Source organism: Novosphingobium beihaiense (assembly GCF_022832375.1).
In the GTDB taxonomy this organism is placed as follows: domain Bacteria; phylum Pseudomonadota; class Alphaproteobacteria; order Sphingomonadales; family Sphingomonadaceae; genus Novosphingobium; species Novosphingobium beihaiensis.
Window position 1 is genome coordinate 59,428 of sequence record NZ_JALHLG010000003.1, and the last position, 17,592, is coordinate 77,019.

15 protein-coding genes are annotated in these 17,592 nt (G+C 63.4%); 6 read left to right on the plus strand and 9 right to left on the minus strand.

The features are described from left to right. Positions 1–208: 208 nt before the first annotated feature. Positions 209–652, plus strand: coding sequence for a GNAT family N-acetyltransferase (locus MTR66_RS01635; protein ID WP_243917333.1), 444 nt, complete (start codon positions 209–211; stop codon positions 650–652). A gap of 117 nt (positions 653–769) precedes the next feature. Here MTR66_RS01635 and MTR66_RS01640 read toward each other — a convergent pair whose 3' ends face one another. Both MTR66_RS01640 and MTR66_RS01645 read right to left on the minus strand, forming a co-directional pair. Further along, the gene (locus MTR66_RS01640) at positions 770–1,372 is read right to left on the minus strand and encodes a superoxide dismutase (protein WP_243917335.1); all 603 of its coding nucleotides are present in this window, start codon (positions 1,370–1,372) and stop codon (positions 770–772) included. A 240-nt stretch (positions 1,373–1,612) separates the two neighbouring features. After that, positions 1,613–1,882 carry a GlsB/YeaQ/YmgE family stress response membrane protein gene (locus MTR66_RS01645; protein ID WP_243917337.1) on the minus strand — a complete coding sequence of 90 codons (270 nt, stop codon included), beginning with the start codon at positions 1,880–1,882 and terminating at the stop codon, positions 1,613–1,615. Between the two features lie 299 nt (positions 1,883–2,181). Between MTR66_RS01645 and MTR66_RS01650 the strand changes: the two genes are divergently transcribed. The 4 genes from MTR66_RS01650 to MTR66_RS01665 all read left to right on the plus strand — a co-directional run bounded on the left by MTR66_RS01650 (position 2,182) and on the right by MTR66_RS01665 (position 5,933). After that, entirely contained in the window at positions 2,182–3,879 is a 1,698-nt protein-coding gene (locus MTR66_RS01650; RefSeq protein WP_243917339.1) for an FAD-dependent oxidoreductase, read from the plus strand. Next, positions 3,876–4,400 (plus strand): CoxG family protein, encoded by a 525-nt coding sequence (locus MTR66_RS01655; RefSeq protein WP_243917341.1) that lies wholly within the window; start codon positions 3,876–3,878, stop codon positions 4,398–4,400. Before MTR66_RS01650 ends, MTR66_RS01655 begins: the two co-directional genes overlap by 4 nt. 114 nt (positions 4,401–4,514) lie before the next feature. Then, the gene (locus tag MTR66_RS01660) at positions 4,515–5,402 is read left to right on the plus strand and encodes a TauD/TfdA dioxygenase family protein (RefSeq protein WP_243917343.1); all 888 of its coding nucleotides are present in this window, start codon (positions 4,515–4,517) and stop codon (positions 5,400–5,402) included. Positions 5,403–5,486: 84 nt separating this feature from the next. Continuing rightward, the gene (locus MTR66_RS01665; protein ID WP_243917345.1) at positions 5,487–5,933 is read left to right on the plus strand and encodes an RrF2 family transcriptional regulator; all 447 of its coding nucleotides are present in this window, start codon (positions 5,487–5,489) and stop codon (positions 5,931–5,933) included. Positions 5,934–5,948: 15 nt separating this feature from the next. Here MTR66_RS01665 and MTR66_RS01670 read toward each other — a convergent pair whose 3' ends face one another. Together MTR66_RS01670 and MTR66_RS01675 are read right to left on the minus strand one after the other, a co-directional pair. Then, a complete protein-coding gene (locus tag MTR66_RS01670) occupies positions 5,949–6,728 on the minus strand; it encodes an SDR family NAD(P)-dependent oxidoreductase (RefSeq protein ID WP_243917347.1) in 780 nt (259 codons plus the stop codon). Positions 6,729–6,750: 22 nt separating this feature from the next. Then, on the minus strand, positions 6,751–7,395 hold the full coding sequence (locus MTR66_RS01675; RefSeq protein WP_243917349.1) for a TetR/AcrR family transcriptional regulator: 645 nt from the start codon (positions 7,393–7,395) through the stop codon (positions 6,751–6,753). A 138-nt stretch (positions 7,396–7,533) separates the two neighbouring features. Between MTR66_RS01675 and fahA the strand changes: the two genes are divergently transcribed. After that, on the plus strand, positions 7,534–8,850 hold the full coding sequence (gene fahA, locus MTR66_RS01680) for a fumarylacetoacetase (protein ID WP_243917351.1): 1,317 nt from the start codon (positions 7,534–7,536) through the stop codon (positions 8,848–8,850). A 93-nt stretch (positions 8,851–8,943) separates the two neighbouring features. On the opposite strand, the gene MTR66_RS01685 is transcribed toward fahA, so the two are convergent. The 5 genes from MTR66_RS01685 to proB all read right to left on the minus strand — a co-directional run bounded on the left by MTR66_RS01685 (position 8,944) and on the right by proB (position 17,439). Then, a complete protein-coding gene (locus MTR66_RS01685; RefSeq protein ID WP_243917353.1) occupies positions 8,944–11,610 on the minus strand; it encodes a TonB-dependent receptor in 2,667 nt (888 codons plus the stop codon). Positions 11,611–12,083: 473 nt separating this feature from the next. Beyond that, positions 12,084–13,934, minus strand: a complete 1,851-nt coding sequence (locus MTR66_RS01690) for a methyl-accepting chemotaxis protein (RefSeq protein WP_243917356.1) — start codon at positions 13,932–13,934, stop codon at positions 12,084–12,086. Positions 13,935–14,296: 362 nt separating this feature from the next. Then, positions 14,297–15,277 (minus strand): bile acid:sodium symporter family protein, encoded by a 981-nt coding sequence (locus tag MTR66_RS01695; protein ID WP_243917963.1) that lies wholly within the window; start codon positions 15,275–15,277, stop codon positions 14,297–14,299. Positions 15,278–15,385: 108 nt separating this feature from the next. Continuing rightward, on the minus strand, positions 15,386–16,312 hold the full coding sequence (locus MTR66_RS01700) for an NAD-dependent epimerase/dehydratase family protein (protein ID WP_243917358.1): 927 nt from the start codon (positions 16,310–16,312) through the stop codon (positions 15,386–15,388). Then, positions 16,309–17,439: a glutamate 5-kinase gene (proB, locus tag MTR66_RS01705; protein ID WP_243917360.1), complete on the minus strand. Its 1,131-nt coding sequence runs from the start codon at positions 17,437–17,439 to the stop codon at positions 16,309–16,311. The genes MTR66_RS01700 and proB overlap by 4 nt, the downstream gene beginning before the upstream one ends. Positions 17,440–17,592 lie beyond the last annotated feature (153 nt).

Here is a 17,592-nt window from a genome sequence, read left to right on the forward strand (position 1 = left end):
TCCCTGAGAAAGCCCCAGATGCCGCGGAAGGGAAGACTTCAATCGCGGCAGATTGGACGGACGGTTTTCAGCGCAGTCCCAGGAGCCTGCCGGATATTCGGAATGCTGGGTGAGCAGACATTCGAAAACCGGCGATAGGGGCTGTCCATGGACTTGCCGTGCGAAGCACCATCATTCAATGCGCCCTGCAAATTTGAAGGAGTTTGCCGTGAACGTCCGTTTGGCTTCCGTTTGGGATATCGACCTCTTGGTGCCTTTGTTCGATGCCTACCGTCAATTCTACAAGCAGCCTTCGGACATCGGCGCGGCTCGATCTTTTTTGAAAGAGCGCTTCGAACACCAGCAATCCATCATCCTCATGGCAATCGAAGACGGGGAAGCGCTTGGATTTACGCAACTGTATCCAGCGTTCTCATCCACGAGGCTTGCCCGGACTTTGATCCTCAACGACCTCTTCGTAGCCTCCGATGCCCGAAAGCGAGGGGTTGGCCGGGCGCTGCTCGACGCCGCCCGTGACTATGGAAACCGGATTGGCGCGGTGCGTCTCTCGCTTTCCACAGCGATCGGCAACACTACCGCGCAGAGGGTGTATGAAGACGCAGGATGGACACGCGATGAGCAATTCTATGCTTACGGGATTGCGCTCGCATAGAGAGGGCCGGCATTCCGCCGGAAGACCAACATAACAGGCGCCCGGACGCCAAGAAAAAACCCCCGCTTCCTTGCCGGAAACGGGGGTTTTCTCAAATCCGGTGAACCGGAAGCCGGATCAGGCCGGGTAGGTCCAGGCCGTGCCGCGCTCGAAGTTGTCCGAGGCGAACTTCCAGTTGATGAGGTTTTCGAGCACCGCCTTCACATAGGCCGGGCGCTTGTTCATCTGATCGATGTAGTAGGCGTGCTCCCACACGTCGATCGTCAGCAGCGGGTTCACGTCCGACGTGATCGCGGTGGCCGCATCGTGGGTCGAGATGACCTTGAGCTTGCCGCCGTCGACGACGAGCCAGGCCCAGCCGCTGGCGAAGTGGTTCACCGCTTCGTTGGTCAGCGCTTCGAGCAGCGCATCCATCGAGCCGAAATCGTTGGTGATGGCAGCCGCCAGGCTTTCGCTCGGCGCGGTCTTTTCGCCGCTCAGCGAGTGCCAGTAGAAACCGTGGTTGTAGGTCTGTGCCGCATTGTTGAAGAGACCGCCCGAAGCGGACTTCGCGATCTCTTCCACCGACTTGCCTGCATTCTCGGTGCCTTCGATGGCGGCATTGAGCTTGTCGACGTAAGTCTTGTGGTGCGCGCCATGGTGAATTTCGAGCGTCTTGGCGGAGATGTGCGGTTCAAGCGCATCCTGGGCGTAAGGCAACGGCATCAGGGCAATGGTCATGGCAAGATTCCTGTTTTGGTTTGCGAACGCGTGAAAAGCACCGGCGGGAGGAAAGCTGTCCGGCGCTTGAGATGACTTACGCGCCTATGTCTGGTGTCCCCTTCTACAATTCAACCGCTTGAAGGCTTCATTTTCATGATTTTTTTGGCCGCATTTCCTGCGGTCGCGCGCAAGGGCAGCAGAGCTGCTGCCGCCCCTGCGCGCTGCCGGGGCGGGGGGTGACGCCCGGCAAGCCGTGGTTCAGCGTACCGAACCGCGGCGGAACAGGTTGACCAGGGCGAGCAGAATCACCGCGCCCAGGAACGAGGTCAGCAACGAGAGGATATCGAACGAGCCGCTGGTAATCGGTGCCCCGCCCAACAGCGGCGTGACCAGAAAACCGGCGATCAGCGATCCAACGATACCGACGACGATGTTGAGGAATATTCCCTGCTGCGCATCGGTACGCATCAGGATCGAAGCCAGCCAGCCGATGATCCCTCCGACGATCAGAACAAGCAGAAACGTCATGGGCTCTTCTCCAAAATGTGTGTTCGTTGCCTGGGATAACGGATTGCCCGGTTTGTGGTTCCGGGCACCCCGGACAGAATCCGTTCCGGCCCCCGCTTCCCGGGTCTCGGCCTTTTGGCCAGCGTCCACATTGAAACAACGTGGGTGCTATACAACCCCCTATCATGCGAATTATTTTCCCAAAAGAAGAGGGGACAAAACTATTGAAACGAAAAGGTGTTTAATTACACAGGTAGCGGGCCGCGATTCTTCCGGGCACAAGGCAAGAACGCGAACCTACCCTTGGGAGAGGATGCCACATGCTCGACAACGCGCCGTCCGGCTGGGATGCCGAGACCGATTTCATTGCCGTGGGATCGGGGATCGGCGGCCTTTCCGCTGCGATCACGGCGCGCGAGCTGGGGCTGGATGCGATCGTTCTGGAAAAGGCCCCGCAAGTGGGCGGCGTCACCGCGCTGTCCATGGGCGAGGTCTGGGTGGCGGCGAACCACCATGCACGCGAACTTGGGCTGGAGGACAGCGTCGAAAGCGGCTTCCGCTACCTCCAGCGCCTCTCGATGGGCTACGGCAGCGATCTCGCCGTGCTCAACAAAGTGGCCCATGCCCACGAGGCGCTGGCCTATTTCGAAGAACGCATCGGGCTGAAGATGGAAGTGATCCGCGACTGCCCGGATTACTACTACGGCCACAGCAACGATGCGGTGCCTGAAGGGCGCATGCTGGAAGTGGCCCCCTTCCCCGCCGCTTCCTTGGGCGAATGGCAGGCAAAGACGCGCATCTCGCCGCAGATGCCCTATGGCATGACCCATCACGACATGCTCCAGGCGGGCGGCACTGCCAATATCGTGAAGTGGGACTTCGCGAAGATGGCCGAGCGGCTGACCCAGGACGAGCGCTGCCTCGGCCCGGGCCTTGCCGCCTATTTCGTGAAAGGCGCGCTCGACCGCGGCGTCGAAATCCTGACCGAATGCGGCGTGGAGGAACTGATCGCCGATGGTGAGCGCGTGGCGGGCGTGCGCGCGGTGAAGGACGGCAGGGACTTTTTCGTCCGCGCGCGCAAGGGCGTGCTGGCCGCCGTCAGCAGCTACGAACGGAGGCAGGACTACAACCGCACGCTCAGCCGCCAGCTCGAACTGGGCTCGATGGTGTTCGATACGGTCGATGGCGCCGCCTTCCGCCTTGCCGGGCCGCTCGGCGCACGGGTCGCCAGTGTGCCGGATATCACGTCGCTGGGCTTCACCATTCCCGGCATGGAGGGGGAGGACGGGCGCCCCTTGTGGAACAGCGCGCTGCCGGTGATCGGTCAGCCGCACACGATCGTCGTCAACCGCGCGGGCAAGCGCTTCGGCAACGAGGCGTTCTACCGCAGCTTCTACTACACCATCGATCACATCGACGGATCGGACCAGACGCATCCGAACTTCCCATGCTGGGCGGTGATCGACAGCCAGGTGCGCGAGAAATACCCGTTCGGCTCGGTCATGCCGGGCTCCGACTGGCCCGAGGGGCTGGGCGAACGGGCGGATACCTTGCGCGAATTGGCGAACAAGACCGGCATCGATGCAGACGCGCTGGAGGCCACCGTCGCCGCCTTCAATGCCAATGCCACGCAAGGGATCGACCCCGAATTCGGGCGCGGCGAGCATCCGTGGAGCACATGGATGTGCGGCGATCCCTTCCATCAGCCCTGCCCGGTTCTGGGCCCGCTGGAGAAAGGCCCGTTCTATGCCGTGCGGCTGGAGCGGATGGGCGGCACTGCCATCACCTCCAGCGGTATCCTCACCGACATGCACGGCGCCGCGCTCGACTGGTATGACCGGCCGATCCCCGGCCTTTACGTCGCGGGCAATTCGCAGGCGCGCATGGAAACCGGCGCGGTCATGCAATCGGGCATCTCCAACGCGCGCGGCATGACTTACGGCTGGCTCGCCGCCCGCCATGCCGCCGGGCAGCCGAGCGATCTGCTGGCGCGGGAAGCCGAAAGGCTGGGCCTTTGATCGAGACGCGCCAGACCGTCACCGTCTCCGCCCCCATCGATACGACATGGAACTATGCCCAGGAAGTGGAACGCTGGGCGGAAATCATGCCCGGCTACCAGTCCTGCGAGATCCGTTCGGATGACGATTCCCTCTGGACGCTCAAGGTGGGCGTGGGCGGGCTGGTGCGCACGGTGAAAGTCGCAGTCCATGTCGAACGCTGGGCCGGGCCGGAACGCGTGGACTTCACCTTCCGCCTGCAAGGCGATCCAGTCGAAGGCAGCGGTTCCTATGAGGCCTCGCCAGCCGGGAACGGGCACACGCAAGTGGAGCTTGCCGTGCAAGTGTGCGGCTCCGGCCCGATGGCGCCGATGTGGGAAGCCATGGGCGGCCCCGTCCTTCCCAAGTTCGCCAAAGGCTTTGCCGAGCAGCTCAAGACGCGGATCGAGGAACAGGCGGGAACCGCCGCCCCTGTCCCGGCGCGCGCGCCCTCGCTTCTGGCGCAGCTTTGCCACTGGCTGCGGCGCCTCCCTGCCCGCTGACCGGCAACGCCCCGGCGGAACCGCCGGATGCCGGAAATCCGCGATGGACAAGGAGCCCGCAGGCGCGCACTGTTCACCTGTACAGCATAATCCTTGGGAGAGGAGCGCAGCCGCATGACTATTACCGTTGAGCCCGTAAAGCCGCTGATCGGCGGCATCGTCCATGTCTCGCCCGAGCACCTGCTCGACGACGAGACGATCGAGACCGTCCGCGCCGAGCTGGAAAAGCGCGGCGTGCTGGTCTTTCCGCAGATCAATGTGTCCGACGAGCTTCAGCTCGCCTTCACCGACAGGCTGGGGGAGCGGGTCAATTTCACCCGGCAGGTTCCCGGCTCCGATGCCGAGACGGCGGACGTGTACAAGATCACGCTCGACCGCAAACTGAATGCCGAGCCGGACTATGTGCTGGGCACGTTCTTCTGGCATATCGACGGCGTTACCATCGACCAGCCGCTGCCCAAGGCCACGGTGCTTTCCGCCCGGCATCTGTCCGCCAGCGGCGGCGCGACCGAATTCGCCAATCTCTATGCCGCCTGGGAAAAGCTGCCCGAGGCGGAAAAGCGCGAGATCGAGAATCTCTCGGTCATCCACTGCGTGGAAGCCGCCGTGCGTCCCGTCCACGGCCACCCCAGCGAGGAACGCCGCGCGCGCTACAAGGCGATGGCCGCAGTGATGGAACAGCCGCTGGTCTGGACGCACGAGGACGGACGCAAGTCCCTGCTGCTCGGCACGCATGCGGACGGGATCGTCGGCATGCCCGGACCGCACGGCCGCGCGCTGCTCACCCGGCTGCAGCAATGGGCCGCGCAGCCCGATTTCGTCTATACTCACAACTGGACCGAGGGCGATCTCGTCATCTGGAACAACCAGGGCCTGATGCACCGTGTGGTGCCCTATACCGACGAAGGCCGGGTGATGCACCGCACCACCATCTCGGGCAAGGAGAAGCCCGGACACAAGGCCCGCGAGGCCGATGTGGAGCGTATCTACCAGATCGCTTGAGAAATCCGCCGAGCCACCTTGACGCGGCGGCGGTGACAGGAGCAAGGAGCGCGGAACACGTGTTCCACGAGACCTGCTCCTGCCATGCTTTCGCAGAAAACCCGCTATGCGATCCGGGCCATGCAGCACCTGGCAGACAAGTACGGCCAGGGCCCAGTGCCGCTCGCGGAAATCGCGCAGACGCAGAACATCCCGGCCAAGTTCCTGACCGTGATCCTCTCCGAACTGACCCGCTTCGGCGTGGTCGCCTCGCAGCGCGGCAAGGATGGCGGTTACTGGCTGGGGGTTCCCCCGATCGATATTACGTATGGCGATCTGATCCGGGTGATGTGCGGCTCGCTGGCACTGGTGCCCTGCGCCAGCCGCTTCGCACACGAAACCTGCAAGAACTGCCTCGACGAAAAGGACTGCCGCACCCGCGCGCTGATGCTGCAGGTGCGCGATGCCACCGCCAGCCTGCTCGACGGCATCCGCCTGTCAGACCCTATCGAACTGGCGCCTGTATCGCAGGATGAGAGCGAACCGGGCTGACGACGGGGCCTGCGCTCAGCCCCCCGTCATACTGAGCCCTGCATCGGCCACCAGTGTCTGCCCGGTAACCCGGTTCGCGGCCTCGCTGCCCAGATAGAGCGCGGTGCCTGCAATATCCTCCGCCGACGCGGCGGCTTTCAGCGGTGTGCGCTCGATCACCGATGCGCGAATCTTGTCGCGGTGGGGACCCATCTTGTCGAACCAGACGGTGTCCATGAAACCCGGCGCCACGGCGTTGATACGAATCTTCGGCGCCAGCCCGCGGGCCAGCGTCAACACCATCGTGTTAAGCGCGCCTTTCGAGGCCGAATAGGCAATCGAGGAGCCGTTCCCCGTCACTCCCGCAACCGATGACGTGGCCACCACGGCCGCCCGGTCCGACTGTTCCAGCAGGGCCCGGCAGGCACGCACGGCCTGGAACGTGCCCACCACGTTGACGCGGTAGACGTCGAGGAAATCCTCTCCCGTCAGTTTGTCGAGCTGATGCGCATGCGCAGTCACGCGCGTGGTCTTGCCCGCATTGCAGAACAGCGCGTCAATCCGGCCAAAGGGCGCCGCGGCCTCAGCAATCGCGATACAGTCGGCATCTTCGCCCACATCACCGCGCACGGCCACTGCTTCCGCCCCCAGAGCGCGCACCTGCCACGCGGTTTCCTGTGCTTCGCTTTCGTTGCTGGCATAGTTGATAATGACGGCCCGCGCGCCCTGATCGGCAGCGCCCACGGCAATCGCGCGGCCGAGCCCGGTCGAGGCGCCGGTGACGACGACAATGGCGTTTTCGTAAGGTGGGGTCATGTCCTCTCCGTGCTGCGCAGCCTCACTCGGGCGGCGACGTCATCACTTCACCATGCTGCAGGAAATGCAGCAGGCTGCGCGCCAGTTGATCGATCGCCATCTTCACGCTGGGGCCCGCACTGTCCTCGGTGATCTGCACGGTAGTGCCTTCGATCATGAACAGCATCATGTAGCATTTGGTGCGCTGCAATTCGCGCGCGGCGCGCGGCAGCGCATCGAGATCGAAACCGGCAAAGCGCCGCCCCAGCGTGGCAATGATATTGTCGTGATGGCGGAACACCGGATCGAGAATATCGGTCTGCAGATTGGCGCCCGCCCAGAACAGGTTCAGCGAATTGCGGCGCTCGTCCTGCTCTCCGCGCAGGCGCAGCAGCCACTTGCGCACCGCCGTGAGACTGAGCCGTTTGACCGTCACCAGTTCGGCGTAGATCTCCAGCTGGTATTCGAGGTCCTGCCGCATCAGATCCAGCAGCATCTCGTCCTTGCTGCGGTAGTAGAGATAGACCGTCGCGCGGCTGACTCCGGCCTTCTCGGCGATTTCCTCCACCGACGCGGGGAAGAAACCCTTGTCGTAAAAGACCTTGCGGGCGGAGGCCCGGATGCGCGCGATCGTCGGCTTCACTTTGGGGCGCGATGCCTTGCGCGAGGGCAATGTCGTCTCTGTCATAGACATGTGTTTAGCGGCATCGCTTCTGCTTGGGCAAGGCGCATGCAGAAACGCCCGGTGGACGCCACCCCGTGACCAATCGCTCCGGACGCGGTAGGGGAGCCTTCCCCCGAACCAGAAAACAAAGAGGCTGCCCCCATGGCCCTTGCCATGATCGACGAAACCCACGACCCGGCGCGCACATCCTGGGTCCCCGGCGCAGACGCGCATGCCGATTTCCCCATCCAGAACCTGCCGCTGGGCGTGTTCTCGCGCGAAGGCGAAGATCCGCGCGGCGGCATCGCCATCGGCAACAATATTCTCGACCTTGCCGCGCTCGCCCTCTCCGGCCTGTTGGAGGGAGAGGCCATGGCTGCGGCCAGTGCAGCAGCGGCCCCGGCGCTCAACGCCATGCTGGCGCTCGGCGCCGGTCCGCGCCAGGCGCTGCGGCGGCGTGTCTCCGCCCTGCTGGCCACCGGTGCGCCCGAACGCGAACAGGTGGAACCGCTGCTGGTGCCAATGGCCGAGGCCACAATGCACTTGCCCGCGCATGTCAGCGACTACACCGATTTTTATGTTGGCATTCACCACGCCACCAATATCGGCAGCCTGTTCCGCCCGGACAATCCGCTGCTGCCCAACTACAAACACGTGCCCATCGGCTACCATGGCCGCGCCTCGACGATCCGGCCGAGCAGCGTGCCCGTGATCCGTCCGCAAGGCCAGACCAAGGCGCCCGATGCCGATGCCCCTTCCTTCGGGCCGGTCAAGAGGCTGGATTACGAACTGGAACTAGGCGTGTGGCTGGCGGCCGGCAACGATCTGGGCACACCGGTGCCGATTGCCCGGGCCAGCGATCTCGTGGCGGGCATCACCCTGCTCAACGACTGGTCCGCGCGCGACGTGCAGGCCTGGGAATACCAGCCGTTGGGGCCGTTCCTCGCCAAGAACTTCCTTACCACCGTCTCTCCATGGATCGTGACGATGGAAGCGCTGGCCCCGTTCCGCCGCCCGCAGCCCTCGCGGCCCGAAGGCGATCCGCAGCCCCTGCCCTATCTTTGGGACGAAACCGACCAGCGCGAAGGCGCACTGTCGCTCGATCTGGAAGTATTCCTGAGCAGCGCGGCCATGCGCGAAAAGGGCCTTGCCCCGATGCGGCTGAGCCACGGCCCGGCCAGCGCGATGTACTGGACCATCGCCCAGATGGTGGCGCACCACGCCTCCAACGGCTGCCAGATGCAGACCGGGGACCTGCTCGGCAGCGGCACGATTTCGGGGCCCGAAGAGGGCTCGCAGGGATCGCTGATGGAAATCACCCGTGCCGGCAAACAGCCGGTGGACCTGCCCACGGGCGAGACCCGCACGTTTCTGGAGGATGGGGACGAGCTGTCGCTGACCGGGCACTTCCACGCCGAAAACGCGGTATCCATCGGCTTTGGGGAATGCCGGGGCGTAGTGGCTCCCGCCCGGATCTGACCCGCCCGCAGGCGCGAACGGACACGGCGGGCTCCGGTCTCCCGGAACCCGCCGCTTTGTTTTCAGCCAGTCGGCCGTTACCGGCCGGCCCCTTTACTGGCCGAACTTGAGCTTCAGACGAATGCCGTACATCCGCGGCTCGCCCAGCAGTGCCGAACGGAAGCTGCGCGAGGTGTTGTCGTTGAGCGAAACGTAAGTCACCTTGTTGGTGATGTTCGTCGCAAAGGCCGAAATATCGACCGGCAGGCCGCCGATATTCTCCCAGGTCGCATTCAGATTGAGAATGTAGGAATGCGGAATGCGGCCGCCATCGGGATTGACGTTGTCGACCCCGGCAATCGACGTGTTCGGACGGCCTGAAATCGCATTGATCGCATCGTTGGTGTAGGCCCCGGTAACGGAATCGACGTACCCGAACGTCTGAGTGCCGTCGAAGCAGCCGACATTGGCTGGCGGCGATGTCGTCGGATCGTAGACGCCGGGGCAGCTCGATGCCACGGCCTGATAGCCCGCCGTGTAGACCCATGTCGCGCCCAGCGTCACCTTGCCGATCGATTCATCGAGCGGCAGCGTATAGTTGGCCGAGATATTCAGCTTGTGCGGCTGGCTATTGGGGATCGGGCCCCCGACTTCAGGCGGCGTCAGAACAACCGACGAACCCAGATCGGGCGAAGTGAACGCCTGCAGCTTGGTATTGAGATAGGCATAGGACACCGCGATGTTCATGCCTTCGAACGGGCGCACGTTGAGGTCCGCATCGATACCCCAGATCCGCGACTTGCCCGCATTGGCGACCAGTGCATTCGGCCTTGTGCCGATGATCGCGCCCAGCAGCAGCTGCTGGTCGGAGAACTTGTTGTAATACCCCGCCAGGTTGAAGCTGCCCGGAATGGCCCCGTGCCAGGAGGTCTTCGCACCCACTTCGTAGGCATCGACCTTTTCCTGCTTGTAGGGCTGCAGGTTCTTGGTATCGCCCGGCGCACTATCCGGCCCGAACAGGGAAAGCCCGCCCGCGCGGTAGCCCCGCGACCACTTCGCATAGGCCAGGATATCCGGCGTGGGCTGATATTCGAGACCAAGAGTCCAGGTCGGCGCGCTGGACTTCTGGACCAGGTGCTGTTCGCACTTGTCGTAGCGGTCGGCCGGATCGAAGAGCGTGCCCGCCCCCGGTGCCGTCTGGTTCGCACAGAAGGCGATCAGGCCCGGCAGGTTCTGACCCAGCAATGGCCAGGGATAGACACTGACCGAACGAATACGCGCATCGGTCTTGTCCCAAGTGTAGCGCAGGCCTGCGGTAAGGCTCAGCGCTGATGTAATCTTGTAGCTGGCCTGACCATAGAGGGCATAGTCGCTGAACTTGGTCTTGGAGAGCTGATTGTTGATCGTCCCCAGCGAGAAGCCCGGCACGAAGCCCGCGCAATCCAGCGTATCGATATCGGTACAGGCCGTGAATGTCGCCGTCTGCACACCGGAGAAGTTGAGCGGGTTGTTGAGCTCCATATAGGCACCCGCCTGCCAGTTCAGCTTGTCACCCAAATTGCCCTGGAAACGCAGTTCCTCGACGAAGGAGGACTGGGCATTGGTATACCCCGCCACCGGATGCGAATGGGTATAGGCGAAGCCGGTAACCTGGCCAGGCGAGGTGACATCGGGGTTGGTCAGGTCCGGAAACAGATAGGGCGACGGGAAATAGGAGCCGAACAGGTCAAGGTTCAGCTTCTGGCGGAATTCGCCGTAGGACGTGATGTTCTTGACCGTCAGATTGTCTGTCGCGACCCAGGTAGTGGTGTTGATGATCTGCCACTGCTCGATCTGTGAGAACGAATCCGCGATCCGGTTTTCCACCGTCCAGGGACTATGGCCGCTTTCGCGCTCCATCTGCGCCTCGCACTGCGCGCGGGTGAGGATGCCCTGGGTCTGCGACGTGATCGAATCCGAGCAGGAAATGATCTTGGGAATGTTCCCGTTGCTCTTCGACTTGCCATACGTGAAGATGGTGTAGTTTTCGAGATCGGGGGTGAGTTCAGCCACGGTGCTGAGGCGGAAGGCCCAGTAATCGACATCGCCCATGCCGTGGTTGCCCTGCGAGCCGTCGCCCAGGCTGCTGATATTGTTCAGATAGCCGTCACGCTCCATGTGATCCATGCCCAGGCGCACCTTGAAGGTATCGGCCAGCGGCACGTTGATCACGGCCTGAAGGCGGCGCATGTCATAGTTGCCAAGACCGCCCTCGACATAGCCTTCGTAAAGATCCGTCGGCTTCTGCGGTACCAGCAGCACCGCGCCGCCCGTGACGTTGCGGCCCTGCAGCGTGCCCTGCGGCCCTTTGAGCACCTGGATGTTCTGCAGATCGAACAGCGCGCCCGGACCGGCGCCATCGCCGCCGAACGTCGCACCGGACCCGCGCAGCGCCACGACATCGGCGAAGTACACACCCACCGTGGCCGATGTGCGCTGCTCCTGCGTGAAACCGCGGATCGAGAAGTTCGTGCTGTCCGAACCGTAGCGGCTGTTGACCTGCAGGCCCGGCGTGAACGTGGCCAGATCCTTGGCGCTGGTCACGTTCTGGTTGGAAAGCTGTTCCTGATTGTAGACCGTGATCGAAATCGGCACGTCCTGCAGGCGCTGCTCGATGCGCTGTGCAGTAACGATGATGTCATTGGCACTGCCCTGATCCACCGACTGCGCCATGGCTGGTGCAGCAGTAAATCCGCCCAGTGCGCTTGCGGCAAGCAGAATCGTCCTGTGGTGTAGCTTCATGCACTCCCTCCCATTTTTCCCAAACCTCTGCCGCCTTTGGCGGTCAGTCTCCGTTCTGATTGTTCAGAATCGAGATGAATAGTTTTCAGTTTCGAACTATCGCTCCGGATTAAATTCCGTCAATCCGAAAATCCTGCCCTTCGTACACATATAGACAGTTGTCGAACAGCCGTGTCCTTCCCGCCACAGGCCGGTAACAGCGCGAGTGCCGCTCCAGTCAATTTCTGCGGCAGCAGGCAAGACTATGAGACATGGGAAATCATATTCTGAGGGAATTGCGGGAGTGGGCGCTGCACCCTGCGGGCCCGGCGCGGCTTTCAAGTCCACGCGAAATTCTAACAAAAGCCGTTATGTTGTATACATTCCTGCCGGGCCGCACAGACAAAACCCGCCTTCCCCCTGCTCCGCATCAGCGGAACCGGAGAAAGACGGGCCTTTGAGCCCACATGGGGTGCGGGTTTAGTGTCGTATGGTCAGAACTCTGCCCAGTCCGCCTCGTCGATGACTTGCGCGGTCGCCACCGAGGCGGCGGCGGCAGCCGGAGCGGGGGCCGGACGCGCGGCTGGAGTACGGCGGGGTGCGGGCGCTGCGGCCTGAGCCGGGCTGAACGGCACCACCGTATCGCTGCCGATGTTGAAGCCCCCAACCAGCGCGGCGAGATTGTCGGCTTCGCTGGCAAGGCTGCGGGCGGCGGCGGTCGCTTCCTCGACCATGGCGGCGTTCTGCTGCGTAACCACGTCCATCTTGCTGATGGTATCGTTGGTATCGCGCAGGTTACGCGCTTGCTCGGAGGAGGCCGTGTTGATCCGCGTGACGACTTCGGTTGCAAGATCGATCCGTTCGATGATCGTCTTGAGCGCCTCGCCCGTCTTGCGCACCATGTCGACGCCCGAGGCCACCTGGCCGGAGCTGGTTTCGATCAGCGCGCGGATGTCCTTGGCCGCTTCGGCCGACCGCTGGGCCAGCCCGCGAACCTCGGTAGCGACAACAGCGAAACCCTTGCCCGCGTCACCGGCACGGGCGGCTTCGACGCCCGCGTTCAGAGCCAGCAGATTGGTCTGGAAGGCGATAGAGTCGATGACGGCGATAATCTGGCCAATTTCACCAGTCGACTTCTCGATCTGCTCCATGGCAGTAACCGCCTGGCTGACCACTTCTCCGCCGCGCCGGGCTTCGCCAACGGCGGCATCGACGCTGCGATGCGCCTCGGAGGCATTGTTCGCGGTATCCTGCAGGGCCTGGCTGAGCGTGCTGACCGAACTGGCGGTATGCCCCAGTTCGCTGGCGTGATGCTCGGTGCGCTGGGCGAGATCGTCGGACGCCTGGCTGATCTCCATCGAACCGGTACGGATCGCATGGGTCGAACGCGACACCGATTCCATGGCTTCCCGCAGGCGCACGGCCGTGGCGTTGAAGTCCTTTTCGAGCTCGCGATAGGCCGCACCCAGATGCGGCAGTTCCACGGTGAGGTCGCCCGCAGCCATGGCGCGCAGCCGTTCACCGACCAGTTCGATCATGCGGCGAGCCTCGGCATCGTCCTTTTCCTTGCTGCTCAGGACATCGCGCAGACGCGCGGCCGCACGAGCCAGATCGCCGACTTCATCGGTCCGGTCGGTATTGGCAATCTCTTCATCAAAGCGCCCGGCCTCGATCGCACCGATCGCGGAGCGCAGCGAATCCAGTTCATCGCCGATGCTGTTACGGATGGCGCGGGCCAGCAGATAGGAAACCACGCCCGCCGCCAAGGCCAGACCCACGGTCAGGATCATGACCCAGGTTGCCAGCTTGCTTTGCGCCTCGGCAATTTCCTTGGCTCGCGCGATAACCGGATCGCGGATCTTCTCGATGTTGTCGTCGACTGCGTTACCGGCAGCGGAAACACGGTCCAGCGCAGCCTGGTTCGCCCGGCCCTGTGCAAAGGCATCCTGGACCACACCGACGTAATCCTGCGCCTTGCCGCTCACGATATCGACCTGCCCGATTTCCTGCCCATCGACGTGCGCACGGGTATCGCTGATCGACGTTTCAAGGTCCTTGGCGTTGCTTCTCCAGTCTTCGTCGGAAGCCTTGGTGCCGTAAACGGCATTGCGGAACACATCGCGCTCAAGCGAAGCGAAATCCTTCTCCAGCAACGCTGCATAGAGCGCCTGCTGCGAAGTCTGCTCCTGGAGTCCGATCATGCGGAACGACAGGAAGGAACCAACCGCCGCCGTAGCGACAAGACAGAGTGCCAGGACGACCGCAGTCACCGACTGCAGGCTGAGCCGGCGGGCGATAGACTGGCGGCGCAGCCAGCCTGCGCCTTGCACGGACCCAAAGGACATTGTTTTTTACCCCTCTTCAGTGCGGCCGAAATGGACTGCCCGCCGCTTCGCTATGATTGCCGGGGTAACGTTCATCCCTGAACATTGGAGCCTTGCGCTTATAAGAGGTTATGCGGATACAAATTTTTAATTTGGCACAAATGACGGTCACGCCGCGTCATTTGATTCTTTGCTTCCCGCGTATTTGAAGACACTAAGATTCCAAGATTTTCTATAAAGTTCATGCCCCATTCTCTGCCAAGACGGCAGCGCTTACCAATAATGCTTCGCAAATGCGGCAGGAAAAGTCCGGGAATTCAAGGCGAAAATCCTGCTCCGATACAGTGCAGGACAAGGAGGCGCTGTGGGACCAGAGCGTGCTGCTACGCTTCGGCTTCGGCTTCCGCCTGCGCGGCGAACCGGCGCGCCAGCACGGCGCAGACCATCAGCTGGATCTGGTGGAAGAACATCAACGGCAGGATCACCGCCCCCACTTGCGCCTGCGCGAAGAGCACGCCTGCCAATGGCACGCCGGTAGCAAGACTCTTCTTCGAGCCACAGAACAGCAGGACGATGCGGTCTTCCCGCGAAAAGCCCAGGATCTTGCCGACCAGCGTGGCCGAAATCATCACCACCGCCAGAATTGCCAGAGAAATCCCGGCGATCAGCCCCAGTTCGCCCAGCGTAACCCGGCTCCACAGCCCTTCCAGCACCGCCGCGCCGAACGCAGTATAAACCACGAGCAGGATCGATCCCCGGTCCACATAGCCGAGAACCTTCTTGTTCCGGGTCACGAAGTCCCCGATCCACGGGCGCAGGAAGTGCCCGGCGAGGAACGGCAGAAGCAGTTGCACGGAAATCGCGATCACCGGATCGGTGGAGAAACCGCCCCCCTGCTGGCCGGTGATCAGCAGCGCGGTCAGCAGCGGCGTCACGAAAATCCCGGCGAGGTTGGAAAACGAGGCACTGCACACCGCCGCTGCGACATTGCCCCCGGCAATCGCCGTAAACGCGATCGAGGACTGCACAGTGGACGGCAGCAGCGTCAGGAACAGCACGCCCATCGTCAGCGTGGGATCGAGGCCCGGAATCGCCTGCACGCCAAGCCCGATCACCGGGAACAGCACGAATGTCAGCGACATCGTCGTCAGATGCAGCTTCCACGCCTTGGCCCCATCGATGATCGCCTCGCGCGAAAGCTTGGCGCCATGCAGGAAGAACAGCAGCGCGATGCCCACATCGGCAACACCGCCTGCCACATCCGCCCAGATCCCACGCGCAGGCAGCACCGAAGCCAGCGCCACCGTGCTAACCAGCAACAGCAGGTAAGGGTCGATGTTCCACCGCGCGAGCAGGCGGTTCAGGCTAAATCCGGTCACGTGAGAAGGTGCTTTGTCATGGAACCGCCCTGTTAGCGCGAACCTGTTTTCACGCAACAGTCCCGTAACGCCCCTAAGTTTGATTCCGGACGCTCAGAGCCATTTGTTTTCGAGATACCACTGCGCCGTAGCCTTCAGCCCGTCCTGCGTGGCAATCCGCGGCTGCCACACCGGCGCGGGAACGGCGGCGTCTGGCGAAACCACCCAATCGGGATGGCTGAGGTATGCAGCGCGGTCCATCGTCATCTTGGCCTTGGTGCCGCGGAAAAAGCGGTCCGCCCTGGCGGCCATCTCCAGCGACTTGCGCGAAAGGCCCAGCACTTTCGGGCGCCGCCCCATGGCCATGCCGATCGCACGCGCCAGTTCGTCGTTACCCCAGCCCTGCGGCTTGCCGTCGTCAGGCTCGAAGGTCTGGCCGGAAACCCGGCCCGCACCGCGCGCCAGCACTACCAGCAGCCGTGCCAGATCCTCCACATGGATCACCGAAGCGCGTCCCTCTGCGGGCACCGGCACAAAACCCCAGCGCGCGGCGCGGAACAGCTCGAATATCTCCTTGTCCCGCGGACCATAAATCGCGGGCGGACGCACGATGGTCCAGTCGAGCGGGCTGGCTTTCAGCAGCTTTTCCGAGCGCGCCTTGGACGTGCCATAGTCGGAAAGGCCCGGCTCGCGCGCCGACAGCGAAGAAACATGCACGAAACGCGGAATGCCCCTGGCCACCATCGCTTCGATCAGATTGAGCGTTCCTGTGACATTGCCTGCCTCGAACCCCGCCGCATCGGGCGCATTGATCACACCCGCGACATGGATGGCGGCCTCCACCCCGCGCGTCAGTTCCGCCAGCGAGGCCCTGTCAGCCAGTTCGCCGCGCACCCACTGCACATTGTCCCGTTCGGGCTGCTCGCGCCGGGTAAGCGCACGCACGGCATACCCGGCCATCAAAGCCTCATCGAGCACGGCCTGCCCGACGAACCCGGTGGCGCCGGTCAGCGCAATGGCGGGCTGTCCATTCTGAGTCACTTGAGCACCATCTGATCGCGATGAACCACGGCGGATCGCGGCGCATAGCCCAGAACACTGGCCTGTTCGCTGGAATGCAGCCCGGTGATCGCCGCACATTCGGCTGCATCGTATTCGGACAAGCCATGCGCGATAACCTGCCCCGCATTGTCGGCAATGGCGACGGGATCGCCGCGTTCAAACACGCCTTCCACCTCAGTGATCCCTTTCGCCAGCAGGCTGGAACCGCGCGCCAGAGCAGCGGCTGCCCCGGCATCGACAACGAGACTGCCCTTGAGCCGCAGCCGCCCGCCGAGCCAGGCCTTGCGGGCCCCGGCATTGCGGCGCGGAAGGAATACCGTGCCAATCCCTTCCCCGGCGATCCGCGCCACGGGCCGGTCATGCTGGCCATTGCCGATGACAAGGCAGATACCCGCGAGTTCGGCGATTTCGGCGGCCTGCAGCTTGGAAACCATGCCGCCGGACCCCATGCCCGAATTCGATTCCGCGCTGGCCATCGCCTTGACCTCGGCCGTCACCCCTTCAACCACAGGGATCATCCGCGCGCCCTCTTCGCGGGGATGGCGGTCATAGAGGCCGTCGATATCCGAAAGCAGCAGCACCGCGCTCGCCTTGGCCGCCTGCGCCACGCGCGCCGCGAGCCGGTCATTGTCGCCAAAGCGGATTTCGTTGGTGGCGACCGAGTCGTTTTCGTTGATCACCGGCACCGCGCCGGCATCGAGCAGCCGGGTAATCGTTGCCGTAACGTTGAGGTAACGCCGCCGGTCCTCCAGATCCTCCAGCGTCAGCAGCATCTGCGCGGCGGTCAGGCCATGGCTGCCCAGCAGCTCCGTCCAGAGCCCTGACAGGGCGATCTGCCCCACGGCCGCCGCCGCCTGCGCGTCGGCAAGCGACCCGCGTCCTCCCTTGTCCAGCCCCAGCGTTGCCGCGCCCAGCGCAATCGCGCCCGAGGATACGACAATCACCTGCTGCCCGCGCCCACGCGCTTCGGCGATCTCTTCCACCAGCCCGGCAAGCCATCCGCGCCGCACGCCATCGTGGCCCACCAGCAAGGCGGAGCCGACCTTGATCACAAGGAGCGGGCACTGCGACGCGTCAGCAAGGTCGGAGAGAGCAGCGATAGGCATGGACGGCCATGCCTCTAGGAGAATTCCCGCGCCGGGGGAAGCGCTTCCCTGCGCGGCCAGTCGCGGCGGGGAACCGGATGGGCGGACGCAGCGGCTACCATCACACCATCATGCAGGCCTGCGCGCACCACATGCGCAACCACATGCCGGTAC

What these genes read in the sequence shown, in the direction of transcription:
- MTR66_RS01670 (WP_243917347.1), bottom strand. Translation starts at nt 6,728, where the DNA reads ATGACCCCACCTTACGAAAACGCCATTGTCGTCGTCACCGGCGCCTCG.
- MTR66_RS01675 (WP_243917349.1), bottom strand. Translation starts at nt 7,395, where the DNA reads ATGACAGAGACGACATTGCCCTCGCGCAAGGCATCGCGCCCCAAAGTG.
- MTR66_RS01660 (WP_243917343.1), top strand. Translation starts at nt 4,515, where the DNA reads ATGACTATTACCGTTGAGCCCGTAAAGCCGCTGATCGGCGGCATCGTC.
- MTR66_RS01665 (WP_243917345.1), top strand. Translation starts at nt 5,487, where the DNA reads ATGCTTTCGCAGAAAACCCGCTATGCGATCCGGGCCATGCAGCACCTG.
- fahA (WP_243917351.1), top strand. Translation starts at nt 7,534, where the DNA reads ATGGCCCTTGCCATGATCGACGAAACCCACGACCCGGCGCGCACATCC.
- MTR66_RS01645 (WP_243917337.1), bottom strand. Translation starts at nt 1,882, where the DNA reads ATGACGTTTCTGCTTGTTCTGATCGTCGGAGGGATCATCGGCTGGCTG.
- MTR66_RS01640 (WP_243917335.1), bottom strand. Translation starts at nt 1,372, where the DNA reads ATGACCATTGCCCTGATGCCGTTGCCTTACGCCCAGGATGCGCTTGAA.
- MTR66_RS01690 (WP_243917356.1), bottom strand. Translation starts at nt 13,934, where the DNA reads ATGTCCTTTGGGTCCGTGCAAGGCGCAGGCTGGCTGCGCCGCCAGTCT.
- MTR66_RS01685 (WP_243917353.1), bottom strand. Translation starts at nt 11,610, where the DNA reads ATGAAGCTACACCACAGGACGATTCTGCTTGCCGCAAGCGCACTGGGC.
- proB (WP_243917360.1), bottom strand. Translation starts at nt 17,439, where the DNA reads ATGCCTATCGCTGCTCTCTCCGACCTTGCTGACGCGTCGCAGTGCCCG.
- MTR66_RS01650 (WP_243917339.1), top strand. Translation starts at nt 2,182, where the DNA reads ATGCTCGACAACGCGCCGTCCGGCTGGGATGCCGAGACCGATTTCATT.